At 42.5% G+C, this 17,795-nt stretch carries 16 protein-coding genes and 2 pseudogenes; 11 read left to right on the forward strand and 7 right to left on the reverse strand.

The genetic code is table 11. The features are described 5' to 3' along the window. A pseudogene (locus RM368_RS28000) lies at positions 1-180 on the reverse strand (hypothetical protein); the annotation flags it as partial. Positions 181-282: 102 nt separating this feature from the next. On the opposite strand from RM368_RS28000, the gene trpA reads away from it, so the two are divergent. The 5 genes from trpA (at position 283) to aroF (ending at position 6,500) form a co-directional block, all read left to right on the forward strand. Beyond that, positions 283-1,116, forward strand: coding sequence for a tryptophan synthase subunit alpha (gene trpA, locus RM368_RS28005; RefSeq protein WP_322697079.1), 834 nt, complete (start codon positions 283-285; stop codon positions 1,114-1,116). Between the two features lie 222 nt (positions 1,117-1,338). Further along, a complete protein-coding gene (locus RM368_RS28010) occupies positions 1,339-2,562 on the forward strand; it encodes a tyrosinase family protein (RefSeq protein ID WP_322697080.1) in 1,224 nt (407 codons plus the stop codon). A gap of 53 nt (positions 2,563-2,615) precedes the next feature. Further along, positions 2,616-3,845, forward strand: a complete 1,230-nt coding sequence (gene trpB / locus RM368_RS28015) for a tryptophan synthase subunit beta (RefSeq protein ID WP_322697081.1) — start codon at positions 2,616-2,618, stop codon at positions 3,843-3,845. A gap of 169 nt (positions 3,846-4,014) precedes the next feature. Beyond that, a complete protein-coding gene (gene trpD / locus RM368_RS28020) occupies positions 4,015-5,112 on the forward strand; it encodes an anthranilate phosphoribosyltransferase (RefSeq protein ID WP_322697093.1) in 1,098 nt (365 codons plus the stop codon). Between the two features lie 317 nt (positions 5,113-5,429). Beyond that, entirely contained in the window at positions 5,430-6,500 is a 1,071-nt protein-coding gene (gene aroF / locus RM368_RS28025) for a 3-deoxy-7-phosphoheptulonate synthase (protein ID WP_322697082.1), read from the forward strand. A 367-nt stretch (positions 6,501-6,867) separates the two neighbouring features. Here aroF and RM368_RS28030 read toward each other — a convergent pair whose 3' ends face one another. After that, positions 6,868-7,680: an SDR family oxidoreductase gene (locus RM368_RS28030; RefSeq protein ID WP_322697083.1), complete on the reverse strand. Its 813-nt coding sequence runs from the start codon at positions 7,678-7,680 to the stop codon at positions 6,868-6,870. Between the two features lie 328 nt (positions 7,681-8,008). Here RM368_RS28030 and RM368_RS28035 point away from each other — a divergent pair, with 328 nt between their 5' ends. Further along, positions 8,009-8,986: a threo-3-hydroxy-L-aspartate ammonia-lyase gene (locus RM368_RS28035; protein WP_322697084.1), complete on the forward strand. Its 978-nt coding sequence runs from the start codon at positions 8,009-8,011 to the stop codon at positions 8,984-8,986. A 49-nt stretch (positions 8,987-9,035) separates the two neighbouring features. Here the strand turns inward: RM368_RS28035 and RM368_RS28040 are convergent. Beyond that, positions 9,036-9,356: pseudogene (locus tag RM368_RS28040) on the reverse strand (hypothetical protein); the annotation flags it as partial. A 71-nt stretch (positions 9,357-9,427) separates the two neighbouring features. Next, on the reverse strand, positions 9,428-9,700 hold the full coding sequence (locus RM368_RS28045; protein WP_322686299.1) for a prevent-host-death protein: 273 nt from the start codon (positions 9,698-9,700) through the stop codon (positions 9,428-9,430). Between RM368_RS28045 and RM368_RS28050 the strand changes: the two genes are divergently transcribed. Then, positions 9,688-9,876, forward strand: coding sequence for a hypothetical protein (locus RM368_RS28050; RefSeq protein ID WP_322697085.1), 189 nt, complete (start codon positions 9,688-9,690; stop codon positions 9,874-9,876). The two genes, RM368_RS28045 and RM368_RS28050, sit on opposite strands and share 13 nt — an antisense overlap. Positions 9,877-9,950: 74 nt before the next feature. On the opposite strand, the gene RM368_RS28055 is transcribed toward RM368_RS28050, so the two are convergent. Both RM368_RS28055 and RM368_RS28060 read right to left on the reverse strand, forming a co-directional pair. Continuing rightward, a complete protein-coding gene (locus RM368_RS28055; RefSeq protein WP_322697086.1) occupies positions 9,951-10,169 on the reverse strand; it encodes a toxin-antitoxin system HicB family antitoxin in 219 nt (72 codons plus the stop codon). A gap of 6 nt (positions 10,170-10,175) precedes the next feature. Continuing rightward, entirely contained in the window at positions 10,176-10,598 is a 423-nt protein-coding gene (locus RM368_RS28060) for a putative toxin-antitoxin system toxin component, PIN family (protein ID WP_322697087.1), read from the reverse strand. A gap of 627 nt (positions 10,599-11,225) precedes the next feature. Between RM368_RS28060 and RM368_RS28065 the strand changes: the two genes are divergently transcribed. From RM368_RS28065 to RM368_RS28080, 4 genes are all read left to right on the forward strand, one after another. Further along, positions 11,226-12,533 (forward strand): amino acid permease, encoded by a 1,308-nt coding sequence (locus RM368_RS28065; protein ID WP_322697088.1) that lies wholly within the window; start codon positions 11,226-11,228, stop codon positions 12,531-12,533. A 109-nt stretch (positions 12,534-12,642) separates the two neighbouring features. Continuing rightward, on the forward strand, positions 12,643-13,188 hold the full coding sequence (locus RM368_RS28070) for an RNA 2'-phosphotransferase (protein WP_322697089.1): 546 nt from the start codon (positions 12,643-12,645) through the stop codon (positions 13,186-13,188). 677 nt (positions 13,189-13,865) lie between these two features. Further along, a complete protein-coding gene (locus tag RM368_RS28075) occupies positions 13,866-15,083 on the forward strand; it encodes a lipid-A-disaccharide synthase-related protein (RefSeq protein WP_322697090.1) in 1,218 nt (405 codons plus the stop codon). 183 nt (positions 15,084-15,266) lie between these two features. After that, entirely contained in the window at positions 15,267-17,003 is a 1,737-nt protein-coding gene (locus tag RM368_RS28080) for an ABC transporter ATP-binding protein (RefSeq protein WP_322697091.1), read from the forward strand. 117 nt (positions 17,004-17,120) lie between these two features. On the opposite strand, the gene RM368_RS28085 is transcribed toward RM368_RS28080, so the two are convergent. Beyond that, positions 17,121-17,795 (reverse strand): nucleoside transporter C-terminal domain-containing protein (locus tag RM368_RS28085; RefSeq protein WP_322697092.1); only part of this gene is annotated, 675 nt, incomplete at its 5' end.

Consider the following 17,795-nt stretch of genomic DNA (forward strand, 5'->3'; position numbering starts at 1 on the left):
AGCCTCGTTAACGCAGATAAAAGCCTCGTTAACGCAGATAAAAGCCTCGTTAACGCAGATAAAAGCCTCGTTAACGGAGATAAAAGCCTCATTCACAAGTATCAAAGACTCGTTAACGGAGATAAAAGCCTCATTCACGAGGATCAAAGACTCGTTAACGGAGATAAAAGCCTCATTCACAAGTATCAAAGACTCGTTAACAAAAAATTTAGCATGGGCATCGCTAATTGCTAAGTGTAAATTATTCTAAAACTATTAAACAATCATTAACTATTTTTCAGCATGACCTCTATCTCCGATTCCTTTCAAGCTTTACGCGATCGCCAACAGTGTGCTTTAATCCCTTTTATCACAGCAGGCGATCCTAACTTAGAAACTACTGCCGAAGCCTTACGCATCTTAGATCGTAACGGTGCTGACTTTATCGAGTTGGGCGTTCCCTACTCCGATCCTCTCGCAGATGGGCCTGTGATTCAAGCAGCAGCAACCCGCGCTTTAGAAAAAGGCACGAAATTAGAGCAAGTGCTAGAGATGTTGCACGTAGTCATTCCTAGCCTAAAAGCGCCGATAATTCTATTTATGTACTACAATCCCATTTTGCATCGGGGTATTAAGTTGTTTTTGGCGCAAATTGCTGTTGCTGGGGTGCAGGGATTGGTAGTACCAGACTTACCCTTAGAAGAAGCAGAAGAATTAATCCAAACTGCTGCCTCTTTTGGAATTGAGGTAATTTTACTCGTTGCTCCTACCAGTTCTCAAGATAGAATTGTTGCGATCGCTCGTCAATCTCAGGGTTTTATCTATCTCGTTAGTGTTACAGGCGTTACAGGTATCCGCGCTCAAATCCAAAACCGCGTAGAGCATTTAATTACCGAGTTGCAAAGCGTCACCAATAAACCCATCGGCGTTGGTTTTGGCATCTCCGCACCAGAACAAGCACATCAAGTCATGGAATGGGGGGCAGATGCAGTGATTGTTGGCAGCGCCTTTGTCAAACGGTTAGCTGAAGGTAGCCCCACAGAAGGATTACAAGCCGTGGAAGAATTTTGTCGAGAACTTAAAGCAGCCATCACAGAAAGTCAGCGCAAAAATCCATCTCTTCAAGAGGTGGGATAAATTCACTTGCAGACTTAGGGAGTATACACAAGTCGAATTACCCCCCTTAATCCCCCCTTGTAAAGGGGGGAAACAATAAATCTAGTTCCCTCCCCCTAAATAGCCTCTTAGAAAGGTGGGAAACAATAAATCTAGTTCCCTCCCCTTTACAAGGGGAGGGTTAGGGTGGGGTAAAACCAATACAACGTAGCACCCCTCTGCTCCTCTTATTCCATTAAGATAATGAAACTACTGCTGAAATCCTTAAAAATATTAATTTATAGCATACTTATAGTTAGCACCTGTGCTATTACAGTCTTCGCCCACGATCGCCTTGACAAGGGACAATACAAATACCATTGGAATCATAATCTTCCAGGACAATACGCTCGCCTAGCTGTAAGAAAGAACGTAACTCAGCTAACACAAAGAGAGAAAACAGCCTTCGTTAAGGCTATCAAAACCTTAAAAACTGTCATACCCCCAGGTAGCAAGGTCAGTATTTACGACCAATTCGTTGCCATACATCTAGGGGCAACACGCTTAATTCATAACCATAAAGGACATTCCGATGGTTCAGTCCAAGAACTTGCTCATGAAAATGCCGCATTTTTCCCTTGGCATCGAGAATATATCCGCAGATTTGAACAAGCACTGCAAGCAGTAGACCCAAGTGTTACTCTGCCATACTGGGATTGGACAGATGCCAAAGCACTTGATGTAATTTTTAATGATGACTTTCTTGGTTCTAACGGTCAAGGAGTAACCATCAAAATTCCCAATCAAGGAAACTTTACAGGCGGCGCTGTATCTGGGGCTTTTTCGGCTGCAAATGGCTGGGTGATGAATCCAGCATTAAATATCGACCCAGAAACCCAAACATCATTAGGTACATCACTTGTCCGCTTTCTCAGACTACCTCCTGCCAGTGATTATCCTGTGCCCAAAAAAGATGTTGAGCGTGCCCTCCGTCTCAATAACTATTCTCTATTTCGCCCTGCTTTGGAAGGATTTATCTCTGTAGATGAACAGGGTAAAGTCACCCCCGGAGGATTCATCCACAATTACATTCATGGCTTAGTCGGTGGGGTACAAATAGACGCAAGCACGACACCCATAAAGTTTAAGGGTCTAGGGACTATGGGCAATATCCCAAGTTCGCCTTATGACCCAGCGTTTTGGCTGCATCATGCCAACATAGACCGCCTCTGGGCTGAATGGCAAGAAAATGGTCATCAAGGTAGCGATTTTTATCCAGCCAATGGTCAACCTTACGGGCACAATCTCAAAGACCTAATGTGGCCTTGGGACGGCGGTATGTCTACCCCCAAAGCTACGGCGTTAGGAGATTTACTATCCCTATTACCAAATTTTAACTCTGACGATTTGGTGCGCCCTATAGACGTTTTGAATCACCAAAAACTGGGCTATACCTACGAAACCTGGGAATGGAAAACCCAAAGATGATTCAAAGTTAGAACCAGAGTAAAAAATACTTGAACATGAAAGGATTTTAACCAATGGTAAACATACTAAACATCAATACTGCAACTGTACAACCAGATTCTTTGGGCAGGTTTGGAAAATTCGGCGGTAAATATGTCCCGGAAACCTTAATGCCTGCATTAAGTGAATTGGAAGCGGCGTATCAACAATATCGCAGTGAGCCGAGTTTTCAAGCAGAACTGCAAAACTTAATGCGTGATTATGTAGGACGACCCAGCCCATTATATTTTGCTGAACGCCTGACAGCTCATTACGCTAGACCAGATGGCACGGGAGTGCAAATTTATTTAAAGCGCGAAGATTTAAATCATACAGGCGCTCACAAAATTAATAATGCTTTAGCTCAGGTGTTACTCGCTAAACGCATGGGTAAACAACGGATTATTGCCGAGACAGGTGCAGGTCAACACGGCGTAGCAACTGCAACTGTGTGTGCGCGATTTGGTTTGAAATGTGTGATTTATATGGGCGTTCAGGATATGGAACGCCAAGCCCTGAATGTATTTCGGATGAAATTAATGGGTGCAGAAGTTCGTCCAGTAGAGGCAGGTACAGGAACTCTCAAGGATGCAACTTCCGAAGCAATTCGAGATTGGGTTACGAATGTAGAAACAACTCATTACATCCTCGGTTCCGTTGCTGGGCCTCATCCCTACCCGATGATTGTGCGTGACTTTCATGCGGTAATTGGTGTAGAAACTCGCGCTCAATGCCAAGAAAAATGGGGAGGACTACCAGATATTTTACTGGCTTGCGTGGGTGGAGGTTCTAACGCGATCGGCTTATTCAATGAGTTTGTGCATGAACCTTCGGTGCGTCTAATCGGAGTGGAAGCTGCGGGTGAAGGTGTAAATACAGAAAAACACGCTGCCACCTTGACAAAAGGTAAAATAGGTGTATTGCACGGTGCAATGAGCTATTTACTGCAAGATGATGATGGTCAAGTCATCGAAGCTCATTCAATTAGTGCCGGATTAGATTATCCAGGTGTTGGGCCAGAGCATAGTTATTTAAAGGATCTTGGTCGCGCCGAGTATTACAGCGTTACCGATAAACAGGCGTTAGATGCATTCCAAAGACTTTCCCAACTAGAAGGAATTATCCCAGCTTTGGAAACAGCTCATGCGATCGCATATCTCGAAACCCTTTGTCCCCAGTTAACAGGCAATCTCCGCATCGTCATCAATTGTTCCGGCAGAGGTGATAAAGACGTGCAAACCGTCGCCAAAGTCCTAATTCCTTAATTTGTCATTTGTCCTTTGTCCTTTGTCATTAGTCATTTGTCATTTGTTCTTCGTAAATGGCTAATGACCAATACAACTTTTGGAGGGACTGTTCGCGTTCTTTCAGTACAAGTGACCGATAACCAATAATCAATAACCAATGACCAATGACCAATGACCAATGACAAATATGATAGCTTTAACTCAAACTCCACCTGAAAACATCTCCATCCCTGCCGATCTCTACAACTGGCCAGCTTTATTACAACAGTTGCTAAATCGGCGATCATTGACGGTTTCCCAAGCTGCGGATCTCATGCAAGGTTGGCTCATAGATGCCATTCCCAATGTTCTATCAGGAGCGATTTTAGCCGCAATCCAAGCTAAAGGCGTAACTGCCGAAGAATTGGTAGGCATGGCTAGCGTCTTACAATCCCAATCCCCACCTCCTGTACAGACGCGATTAATCGCGTCTCCCTTAATAGACACCTGTGGAACTGGTGGAGATGGTGCTTCAACTTTTAATATTTCCACTGCTGTTGCCTTTGTCGCCGCCGCTGCTGGGGTAAAGGTTGCCAAACATGGCAATCGTTCGGCATCTAGCAAAACTGGTTCCGCTGATGTGCTGGAAGCTTTGGGTATAAATCTTAACGCCACTCCAGAAAAAGTACAAGCGGCAGTTGGCGAAGTTGGCATCACCTTTTTGTTTGCTCCTGGCTGGCATCCTGCACTCAAAGCGATCGCAACTTTGCGAAAAACTTTGAAAGTACGGACTATTTTTAATTTACTCGGCCCGCTAGTAAATCCGATGCGACCGACGGGGCAAATTATTGGTGTGAACGACCCGCTTTTATTGGAAGAGATTGCTCAAGCCTTGTCCCAACTGGGATGTCAGCAAGCGATCGCCCTTCACGGACGGGAACGTTTAGATGAAGCTGGTTTGGCAGATGTCACCGACTTGGCTGTACTCCAAGATCAAAAAGTACGTTCTCTAACGCTCAATCCTCAAGAATTGGGTTTGAGTTTTGCACCGACTGCGGCTTTGTGCGGTGGAGATGTCCAAGAAAATGCCCAAATCTTGAAGGCAGTTCTGCAAGGTAAAGGCACGCAAGCGCAACAAGATGTAGTCGCTTTAAATACAGCTTTAGCCCTGCAAGTTGGTGAAGCCATTCATGGGGAAACTGATGTTTTAGCAGGTTGTGTTAAAGGTATTGCCCTTGCCAAGGAAATTCTGCAAAGTGGTACAGCTTGGACAAAACTAGAACAACTTGCAGAATTTTTGCGCTAAACGAACCTCTCCCACCCAGCCTCCCTCTCCTACGAGGCTACGGTGTACACACAAATCAAATTACCCCCCTTAATCCCCCCTTGGAAAGAGGGGAACAAGAAATCTAGTTCCCTCCCCAATACATACGGGGAGGGTTAGGGTGGGGTCAAACCTTAATTAATCAGCTATTTCAGACTTGTGTGTACACCGTAGCTCCTGCGAGGAGAGGGAGGAGCAACGAAAAAATAAGGTTTTTAAGCCTCTCTCCGAAACGGAGAGAGGAATGGAGAGGGGTCATAATATTACACCTAAAAACAACTATACAGAAGGAAAAACAGATGATTATCATACTTAAGAGCGGTACACCTGTTGAGGAAATTACTCGCATTAGCCAAGAACTGAGAGACACTTGGGGAGTGACGGTAGAAAAAAGTGTTGGCACTCATAAAGTTGTGCTGGGGCTAATTGGTGATACCACTAGCATTGATAAATTACAGGTTCAGGAATTTAGCCCTTGGATTGAGCAAGTATTACGAGTGCAACAACCTTTCAAGCGGGTAAGTCGAGAATTCCGTCATGGAGAAGCTAGCGAGGTTGTTGTTCCTACACCTAACGGTCGTGTTTATTTCGGCGAACATCATCCGATTGTAGTGGTAGCCGGGCCTTGTTCCGTTGAAAATGAAGCGATGATTGTCGAAACAGCAAAGCGCGTGAAGGCAGCTGGGGCACAGTTTTTGCGTGGCGGAGCCTATAAACCCCGTACTTCACCTTATGCCTTTCAAGGTTATGGTGAAAGCGCTTTAGATTTATTAGCAGCAGCGCGAGAAGCTACTGGCTTGGGTATCGTCACAGAACTGATGGATGCTGCCGATTTATCAGCCGTGGCGAGAACAGCTGACATCATCCAAATTGGGGCGCGAAATATGCACAACTTCTCGCTGCTGAAAAAGGTAGGCGCTCAAGATAAACCAGTGCTGCTGAAGCGAGGAATGTCTGCCACAATTGACGAGTGGCTGATGGCAGCAGAATATATTTTGGCATCTGGAAATCCCAATGTAATTCTTTGTGAGCGAGGAATTAGAACCTTTGATGGGAAATATGCCCGCAATACTTTAGATTTATCAGTGCTGCCGGTGTTGCGATCGCTTACCCATTTACCAATTATGATCGATCCCAGTCATGGTACTGGTAGGTCTGAATATGTGCCATCGATGGCAATGGCTGCGATCGCCGCTGGTACAGATGCTTTAATGATTGAAGTTCACCCCAATCCCGCAAAAGCTTTATCCGATGGCCCCCAATCTCTCACCCCTGAGAAATTTGACCGCTTGGTTCAAGAAATGTCAGTCTTGGGCAAACTAGTCGATCGCTGGCCTACACCTGCATTCGATCGCATTGGTGGGCGTTAAATTCAGAATTCAAAAGCAAAGCTAGAGATGCTTTGTCAAGGCGTCACGTCGATTTTGGATCAAAGGATTTACGATAGCGGAGCGTTAGTGAGTCCGTGAGCGTCTTTTGGATTAACACCACTTTGAAAAAAGAATGCGACAGATACATACGGACATACCTTTGTTGTGTCTGGCTTTCTTAATTTTGAATTTTGAATTTTGAATTTTGAATTGGTATAACCTCTCCTTTAAAGAAGAGGCTTCAATAGACCTGCCTTAAAAATAGGGACTGGGGACTCAATACTTTTCGGATAAGCCTAACAATCTCTCTTTTGGTCTGGGAAAAGGTTAAAGGGCAAAGGGGGAAAGGTAAATTCAAACTTTTTCCCTACCTCTTTTTTTGAAGTTCGTGCATACTTCTAACAACCTTTGTGACTAAATTTCTGGGTGTAAATCTGACGCTTTCACTTAATATCTTATTTCTCATCCCAGGAACAACAACAGTTTTGTTTTTCATTAAGCCCCGATAACCAATTCTAGCGACAGTTTCCGTATCCATCATTCTGTTAACACTAGCAATCTTTGAATTTTCCATCGCAGCATTTTGTTGGAATTCCGATGCTGTTGGCCCTGGACAAAGAACAGTCACGCTGACACCTGTACCCTCTAATTCATTTGCGATCGCTTCTGAAAATGATAATACATAGGCTTTCGTAGCAAAATAAACTGCCATTAGAGGCCCTGGTTGAAAAGCAGCTGCTGAGGCCACATTTAATATTTTTCCATAGTTTTGCTCGACCATATCTTTAAGAAACAATTTAGTTAAATGAGTCAGACTGACCATATTTACCTGTAGCATTTTCAATTCAATGCTGAGGTCTGTTTCGTTAAATACTCCATAAGTACCAAAGCCAGCATTATTAACTAGCACATCAATCTTAATGGATGCTTGCTGTAGTTCTATGAAAATTTCTTCCGGGGATGTGGGAATAGATAAATCCTTGACAAAAATTTTGACAAAAATACCAAACTTTTCGGGAAATTCATCTATAATTTTAGTAAGTTTTTCTTCATTCTTATCTACTAACACAAGATTATAACTATGACGAGCAAAAATCTGGGTTAATTGATAGCCTATGCCACTAGCCGCTCCTGTAATTAAAGCAGTTTTTTTTTGCCGACTTTCAGATGTTTTATTCATGCTAGAAAAATGGCGAATGTGAATTAATTAATTTAAGTTTTATAAATTTAGCTACAGCAATATATAATATTTGCTGTAGCTATTTCTATGGAGGCAATAAATGATGCTATCCACCTGAAACAAGTATGCTTCAATCAAGGATATTAAACGCAAATATAAAAAACTGTATCTATATAAACAAGAGCAAGAATATTTAATCTCGCCATTAGAATTCAGTATCCACAAGTCAGTATTTAAAAATAATCTAGTATATTTGGTATATTTATTATCAAATATTATCCTGATTCTTTAACTATTCTGACTCCTGAATTCTTACATATCATCATCAATGCCACAACCTAATTCCGTTACTATAACTGAGGTGCAAGCAGCACAAAAGCGAATTTTAGGGATTGCTCACCGCACACCTGTGCTAACTTCTAGAATCGTTAACGATCGCACCAATAGCCAAGTATTCTTTAAGTGCGAAAACTTTCAACGCACGGGAGCATTTAAATTTAGAGGTGCATACAATGCCTTAACGCAACTATCGGTAGCACAAAAACAAACAGGCGTTATCACCTATTCATCGGGAAATCATGCCCAAGCGATCGCTTTAGCTGGACAATTACTAAATATTCCCACCACTATTGTCATGCCTGATGATGCACCTGTTGTCAAACAAACTGCTACTCGTGGCTATGGTGCAGAGATAATTTTGTACAATCGCCAAGAAACAAACCGAGAAGAATTAGCCCAAAATTTAGCAGATGAGCGCTCTTTGATACTCATTCCCCCTTACGATCATCCTCATGTAGTCGCTGGACAAGGGACAACTGCTTTAGAACTGATCCAAGAAGTTGGTGAATTGGACTTACTATTAGTTTGTTGTGGCGGTGGTGGATTACTTTCAGGATGTGCGATCGCAGCCAAATCACTTTTACCTAATTGTAAAGTAATCGGGGTAGAGCCAGCCCTTGGCGATGATGCTACCCGCTCCTTTCACACCAAAACTCTGCAAACAGTCAAAAACCCTAATACCATCGCTGATGGCGCGCGGACTCCTAGCCTTGGTAAAATTACTTTCCCCCTAGTGCTGCATTACGTCGATGATATGGTGACGGTATCGGAAGAAGCGATTCTTCGCACCATGTTTTTCTTGTGGGAACGTCTGAAAATTGTCGTTGAACCTACTGGAGTATTAGCTGCTGCTGCTTTACTCGAAGGTGTGGTGACAGCACCAGAAGCGAGAGTTGGTGTCATCATTAGCGGTGGAAATGTAGATTTGGCGCAAGTTGGTAAATTGTTTTCTGTGGGATTGAATTGAAAACTTAAATTCCCAGCAAAGTTTCTACACAAATTGGGCATTTCTTCAGTTAAACTTTTACTTTGCCATTGCTATTCACACCAACAATCATTGACGGTGGCTCATTACTAACAATTGGCGATTCACCTCGCAATCCCTTGCGGCGTCGGTTTTTAGGAACTCCTCCCGCCATACCATACTCTACACTGCTTTTGCCATATTTAGCCCCAATGCCCATGAGTATGTGTTCTGTCATGTCTGCCAACTGCTGCTCTGTTTCTAACATTTCACGGTATATCTTATCTAGGTTAGAAAGCGCAGTGTTGTAGGTATTTTCTTTATTTCGCATTGTCTCAATCAGGCTTGAGTACGCAAATAAAGTGAGTCCATTCTGTCACCCCTGGATTTGGTATTGGGCGAGTTAATTCACTGATTATATTCGTGTCACAAAGATGGCTCATCCTATTCTTCCGTAAAAGGATTGTCGCGATCGCTTCGTGGTGGTATCTCTAAGCTATAGTTTTCTTCGCTACATAACTGCTGAAGTTCTTTAAAGACTTGAGCTAGAGATGTTTTAGCAGTTTTTTGCCGCCAGTCTAAAAATTCTTTAAAAAGCTCAGGGTCTACAATTGCAGCCACTAATTCCTCTTGAGTATAAATTAGCTGAGGTTCAAGACTTGTAGCATTAATTATGGAAGGTAGCTGTGCTTTGGCTTCTTCAAGTGTCCATTTCATTGGAAAAACCTCCAAGTTTTGGAAGTATTGCATATAAAGGCTGTTCTCAAGTTAGCTTATTTTCTCAAGCGATGTCTGGCGACAAGAAGCAAAGCTTCTACGCACACTTCGCTGCCAAATTAGCGATGTCTACGACGGGCTACACCTACGCACTTTTGATGATGCGGTTAATATAGGCGATCGTACCCTTGATATGGGATTGATACGAGCGATGCCTCCAGTTATTGCTCACATCATCGCGCTATCAGCTTTATTCTGTCAGAGTATCAAGTTTAGCCAGTACTCTTAATCCTTCTTCTGGGTTGCCAATTGCAGCCATTGCTTTAAATCTTGTATGGGCATCGAATTCTGCTAGAGCTATAGTTGAAAGTTCTTCAATCAACTTATTAACACTGATGCCTTTGGCTTGAGCTAGTTGCTTCAATCTATTATGCTTATCGTCTGGTAAACGAATAGTTAAAGTTGCCATTTTTGTTTAACTCCTAATGATATCTTCAGGTTTTAATATTGATAAGTTAGGAAATAGTAATTCAGCATTTTGGAAATCTCTGACATTGTGAGTGGCAATAATCTGAGCATTTCCTGCAACTGCTAATTCAATTAAGTGATTGTCAGCTTCGTTTTTTAAATTCGGTCGCCATAAATAGTAGATATAAACCCATTGGCTGACACTCATTAATGATGCTAGTAAAGTTGAAATTTCTTCAGTAGTCAAAAGGCATTTGGTGAGAATTTCTGAGCGTTGAACGACTGACTCATACTCAGAAAATAAAGTATTTCCCATCAAAGGCAGATATTCTCCTTTCAAGCAGCGTCGAATGAGTTCTCGACTAGAACCTTTAGAGCTAATTAGCGCACTAATAAAAACGCTGGTATCAACTACAATTTTAATCGCCATGTAAACATGGTAGCATATACGCTGTCATGATTTTAGCCAAAAGATTTAAAAGCGATCGCCAGAGATAAATATCTTTTTTGGCAAACAAATAATGGATGTCTACGACGGGCTATTCGGTGTCGCACTTCTGATGATGCGGTTGATGTAGGCGATCGCTCTTGTTTGTGAAACGCTTAAGTTGAAAATAACTTGCTAAAGTTGCCTTCGGTTTAATTGCAAACATTCCATCAGCTTTGCTAGTTTGCTATCAAAGCTTTCGGGTATTACCATCTCCTTTTGCAACGCCGACAGCAGAGATTGCAGGATTTTCTTAGAGAGAAAGCTTACTTGGTAGGTTAGGTTTCTGAGGTTTTAATGTTAGCAATAATACTTTTCAAACGTCCTTCTTAAACAAGTTTTCGTTTATTTAAAATACATCTGTATACAGGGAAAATGTTTTTTCATGCGTGGTCTATTTCATTAATAAAGTGCTACAAATGACATTTATAATCCAAAAATTGTGTTGATAATGAAATGGCGATCGCTTATTTATCAAAAAAATATGCTTGAAAAACCAGGAACATCAGGGCTTTTACGAATAAAGTTAACATATGTTAATATTATTTGGTTTAAGTACGGATATTGAGTATGGTTTCCATAAAGACCGTTCTAAAAAATTCAGAGCAAGTTACTCGGTTGTTTTCTCATCTGGAATTTGATGGAAAAAAACTCAATCATCAACCGGGTAGTGTATTGGGAAGTACTGCATTGATTGCAGGAACCACTGTTGGGGCTGGGATTCTGGCTCTACCAGCCGTTACCCTGCCATCGGGTATTGTACCATCCACATCTGGACTGATTGCTGTTTGGCTCTACGCTTTAGTTTCGGGGTTATTGGTTGCAGAAGTTACCTTAAACACGATGCGAACAGAAGGGCTTTCAAGTATAGGTTTTTTAGGAATTGTTGAGAAAATTCTTGGTAAGGTGGGAGCACGAATTGCTGGCGGTGCATATTTATTCATGCACTATGCTCTCTTGGTGGCATACATCACCGAAGGCGGAGAGATTTTAGGAACGGCGGCGGCAAAAGTTTGGGGTATGCAGATATTGCCGATGTGGATGGGCACAATGGCTTTCACGCTCTTATTTGGTGGCATTATGTATCTTGGGCGAGAAAAGTTTATTGAGAAATTAAATAGCGCCTTTGTCGGAATTGTCATCGTTTCCTTCTTAGGACTATTATTTGTGGGAGGAAGGCATATTCAGAGTGCCCAACTATTATTTCAAAACTGGAGTGCCCTTGGTAGTGCCATTTCAGTGATGTCTGTGGCGCTGTTTTTCCAAAACGTTGTGCCGCTGGTAGTGACGCAACTCGAAGGAGATGCCCGCAAAATTCGTCAATCCATCTTTATTGGTTCTGTAATTCCTCTAATTATGTTCTTGGCGTGGAATGCCGTAATTTTAGGAAGCGTCAGTCCCGATATGCTACATAGCACATCTGGCGGTACAAGTGTTTTCGATCCACTACAAATTCTTCGAGCAGGTGGAGCGGGGGAATGGTTAGGAGTGCTAGTATCCATTTTTTCAGAGTTTGCGATCGTCACATCATTCATTGGATTTGTGTACGGGTTGCTGGATTTGTTCAAAGATATTTTCCTACCTGCACAGTGGCAACTTTCTAGCCGCTTACCCCTCTATTCCCTGGTTCTTTTCCCGCCGATGACTCTCGGAACCCTTAACCCCAGCATCTTTTTTACTGCCCTAGATTACACTGGAACATTTAGTATTTCAGTTTTAGGTGGAATTATTCCGGCGTTAATGAGTTGGAAGCAACGTGAAAACTCAGATAGCACAAATCAAGCACTCGTTCCTGGCGGCAAGGTAACACTCATTGCGATCGCTGGAGTGGCATTAGCCATGATCGGAAGACAAATTTTGTCAATTTACACCAAATAAAACCATCAATAAAAATTATGTGCTACAAAAAAATATAATTGTAGTATAAAATATTAACCACAATCAAACTGCAACATGAGAGTCAAATGACCAATGACTACTTAATCAAATGAGCGATTCTCGACTCGTCAAAATCAGCAAATATCTCAGCAAATATCTGCGACATACACCAGATGCCATTGGCATTCAACTTGCTCCTGGCGGTTGGATTGCTGTTGAAGACTTACTTACCGCTTGTGCTCAAAATAAGTTTCCAATTACTCGCCAGGAATTACAGATGGTAGTTGAATTCAACGAAAAGCAACGCTTTTCTTTTGATTCTACAGGTAATCTAATTCGTGCGAACCAAGGACATAGTGTAAAAGTCGATTTACAATTAGAACCTGTAGTTCCTCCAGATCGGCTTTATCACGGCACAGGACACAAATCTGTAGAGTCAATTCTGCAAACAGGACTTTGCAAAATGTCGCGGCATCACGTCCATTTGTCAAAGGATATAAAAACAGCAGAAATAGTTGGTGCAAGGCATGGAAAACCAGTGGTTTTTGCTGTAAATACTGCGGCAATGCATCAGGCAGGTTACATCTTCTATTGTTCTGCTAATGGTGTTTGGTTAGTCGATCGCGTGCCACCTGAATATCTACAAAAAATTTGAATTTTAATAAATTGAAAGAACTATTCTAGCAAAGGGAATTGAAGAAGCGATCGCTAACACTTACACCAAGAATAATTTCTCCTTTTTTCAATTCTAGAGTTGAGACTAAAGCCAGCAAAAAATAGCTCGACAGTAGATGAAATTGATTCTATGTCGAACACCCAAGGGGTCATACCAATTCACAATTCACTTTTTCGCCCATTTGCAATTACAAAACTTAGATGCAGCAAGCCTTTCAGGGTTTACATCTGCATCAAATTTTTCGTGAAATGGTATCAGATGAAGATTGCAATACAACTTTTTTCTAACTTTGTCGTCATTAAAGAGGACAAGAGAATTTGGTGACAAGGGGATAGATTTTCAACAAATCATTTCTTCTGTTGCCTTGTCTGATTGCGATCGATACTTAAAATAGCTCATTCAATTTATGAACTCAGATCGATGTACCCATAGCGCTTGTACTCCCAATACTGTATTCTCTGATAGATTAGCTTTTGCAAAAACAGGGATTAGCAGTAATTCCATTCCGGTTGACACCTAAAAAAGTAACTTTGTAGATTTGTCTATAAAATTACAAACTCTCAATAGTAAAAATACTATCAATCTCTTAGCCTACTCACCCAATGTAGGTTAAAAATCTCACCAAACAAGCATTTTAGACCTATCCAAACTCCAAGATGTCTTCTAAGCAAATCTTGTTTATCAGTAACGGCCACGGAGAGGACAACCACACCTCTCATGTTATTCAGACTCTGCGTCAATTAAATCCTTCTCTTAAAATGGCGGCAATGCCGATTGTGGGTGAAGGAAAAGCTTACCGCAGCTTGGATATTCCCATTATTGGGCCCACACAAACAATGCCCTCCGGCGGATTCTTTTACATGAAACGCCTCTATTTGCTGAAAGATTTTCAATCGGGATTGATTGGGTTAACGTGGCGACAATTACAAGCGGTGTTGCAGTATGCTCCCAACTGCGATTTAATTATGTCTACTGGGGATTTTATCTCCCAAACATTTGCTTACTTAACAAAGCGTCCTTTCGTTTCGTTTATCTCTTGTCTTTCTGCCCTTTATGAAGGGCGATTGCGGATCAATCCACTGCTGTGGCACGACCTTAATTCTTCTCGATGTCTGACAGTTTTTACCAGAGATTCCTATACGGCTTTCGATCTCCAACGGCAAGGTATAGCTAAGGCTCAGTTTGGTGGAATTCCAGCTTTAGATCGCCTCGTCCCCACTGGCAAAGACTTGTACCTGAAACCAGACGTTCCGGCGATCGCACTTTTACCAGGATCGCGGATGCCGGAAGCCGCGCGAAATTTCAGTTTGCAGTTGCAACTGGTGATAGAAATCGCCAAGGTGATGCCTAAATCAGGATTCCAGTTTCGCGCCGCCTTAGTACCAAATCTGATGGCACAATTAGACGACATTGCTCAAAGTCAAGGTTGGCAACTGAATCAAGGCATACTTACCTATTCTCCTCCAGGAAGTTCTGCTGAGGAATCACCGCTTGTAGAAGTGAGATGTTACTCAGATGCCTTCAGTGATATCGTATATTACTCTGACCTCGTTATTGGTATGGCAGGGTTGGCAGTGGATTTAGCTGTAGCGATCGGCAAACCTATTATTCAGATTCCCGGAGAAGGCCCTCAATTTACCTATCAATTTGCAGAAGCGCAAACGCGGTTGTTAGGCATTTCTGCCCAAACCATCGGCACTAAGCCAGCAACCCCTGAGATTCTCAAGCAAGCAGCTAAACGAGTAGTTGAAACTTTAGAAGATTCAGACTACCTCGCTAAATGCAAAGAAAATGGCCCTGAGCGATTTGGCCCACCCGGCGCATCTGAGAGAATTGCCCGCTTTATACTAAACTCTCTAGGAGAAACTGAGTAAAAATTGCGTCAGAATTTAGGAGTCAGCACGGTTGGGTAACATGGTGTGGTAGGCTAACGCCGTAATGCACTTCAATTCTGACTCCTAACTCCTATACAGACGCGATTAATTGCGTCTCTACTCCTAACTCCTGACTCCTGACTCCTGACTCCTGACTCCTGACTCCTGAATTCTTACTTATTTATGAAAGTCCGCTCTAGTTACTGGCAACTGTTGCCTTATCTTTGGCCCCAATGGCCGCTGTTAATCCGGGGATTGGCTTGTATCTTAGGATTTGTGTTATTTACTCTAGCAGTGCCCTATTTAGCAGGTCAGGTCGCTTTTTATCTTGGCCAGGGAAATGTTAACCAGATTGCCTACTGGCTCGGACTAGCTACTTTAGTATTTTTGATTCGAGGGCTTTGTCAATACGGTCAGAATGTGTTTATGATCGCTGCTGCCCTGAACATGGTTTTAAACTTGCGTAAGCGGGTTTATGCCCACCTGCACAAACTTGGATTAGATTACTTTGAAACCACACAGACGGGAGACTTGACTTATCGCTTGACTGAAGATATCGATCGCGTGGGCGAAATTGTGGACAAGTTATCTCATCAGTTTCTTTCCAATTTGTTGCAGTTAATTGCAATTCCCATTTACATGCTCTATCTGAATTGGCCGCTCACTCTTGCGGGTTTGATTTTGGCTCCTTTAATGGCTTGGTTAATCGGGCAATTTGGTCAGCGATTACTCGTGCTATCTCGCCAGAGCCAAAATCAGGTTTCCAATTTGTCGGCAATGCTAACTGAAGTATTTAGTGGGATTCGCGTTGTTCAAGCTTTTGCAGCCCAAGAATATGAAGTGAAGCGATTCAATAAAGAAGCAGAAATCAATCGCCAAGCTAAGTATCGCGCTCTACAACTTAAATCCATTCAGTTTCCCGTTGTCGGTTTTTTAGAAGCAGTTAGTATTATGCTGCTGTTCTTATTAGGAGGATGGCAGATTTCTCAGAATCAGCTGACAGCTCAAGGGTTTATCAGTTTCTTAGCTGCTGTAGCTTTACTGATTCAGCCAATCGACCTGCTGATTAGCAATTACAACGAGTACAAACAGACCGAAGCTTCTGTTGAACGCATCTTTGAACTGATGGCGAAGGAACCTAGTATCAGCGAAAAATCGAATGCTCAGACAATGCCACGAGTTATGGGCAAGGTAGAGTATCGTCATGTCGATTTCGCTTACAATCCCGGTCAGCCAGTGCTTAAGGATCTCTGCCTAGAAGCTTCTCCTGGTGATGTCATTGCCTTGGTTGGTTCTTCTGGAGCAGGCAAATCGACGTTAATTAATCTTTTACTTCGCTTTTATGACCCTCAGATGGGTCAAATTCTAGTTGATGATATTGATATCCGTGATGTTACACTTACCAGTCTGCGCCATCAAATTGGCATTGTTCCCCAAGATGTTACCCTTTTTTCGGGAACGATCGCTGAAAATATCGGTTACGGTCAAGAAGAATTAGATTTAGCAGCGATTCAAGAAGCAGCCAAGATTGCCAACGCTCACTCTTTTATCACCCAGTTTTCTCAGGGTTATCATACCTGGGTGGGCGAACGGGGAGTTAACCTATCGGGAGGACAACGCCAAAGATTAGCGATCGCCAGAGCAGTTGCTAACGATCCGCGAATTCTCATCCTGGATGAGGCCACGTCTGCCCTAGATTCGGAATCAGAAGCACTAGTTCAAGAAGCACTAGAACGAGTGATGCAAAATCGTACCGTGTTTATTATCGCTCATCGCTTGAGCAGCGTTCGTCGAGCTGACTGCATTCTCGTCATCGAACAAGGAGAGGTGGTTGAAGCTGGTACTCACACTTCCCTCCTGTCTCAAGAAGGACGGTATGCCCGTTTTTACGCCCAACAGTTCTACTCTACAGATGAATAGTAGTCTGTCAATAAATAAATGAGTAATGAGTAATACCCATTACTTATTACTTATTACTCATTACTTCAAAATTAAAGACAGTTGGAGTCGGCGATTTATCGCGTTTCTCTAACTTTTTCAAATCAACACCCCAGCAATACAAGCGGTGATAAAACCAGCTAACAATCCGCCAATCATTGACCTTACACCCATACGAGCTAAGTCATGCTGCCGATTAGGTGCTATCCCCGCAATACCGCCAATGGTAATGCCAATTGAACCGAGATTTGCAAAATTACATAATGCGTAAGTTGTAATAATTACTGCCCGTTGAGAGATTTTTCCACCTTCAATTAGTGCTTTTAAATCCAAAAAAGCAATAAACTCATTGAGAATTGTTTTTGTACCCAATAAAGCCCCAACTTGCCGACAATCAGCCCAAGGTACACCCATTAGCCACGCCACGGGAGCCATAATCAAAGACAAAATCCACTGTAATGAAAGTTGTTGTAAGCCCACAAATGCCCCCAACCATCCCAAAAGAGCATTCAGGGCAGCTAATAATCCCAAAAAGGCGATAATCATCACCCCAACGTTAACTGCTAGCTTCACGCCGTCAATTGCTCCGGTAGTAGCAGCATCAATTACATTTACATAATTGGTTTCTATATATGCTTTTGCTTTGCCAGTTGTCTCTGATATTTCTGTTTCTGGATAAAGTAATTTTGATACCACCAAGGATGTAGGAGCAGTCATAAAGAAAGCAGCAATCAGATGTTCTGCTGGGATGCCAGAGGAAAGATATGCTCCTAG

It is taken from the genome of Nostoc sp. DedSLP03, assembly GCF_034530815.1.
In the GTDB taxonomy this organism is placed as follows: Bacteria; Cyanobacteriota; Cyanobacteriia; order Cyanobacteriales; family Nostocaceae; genus Nostoc.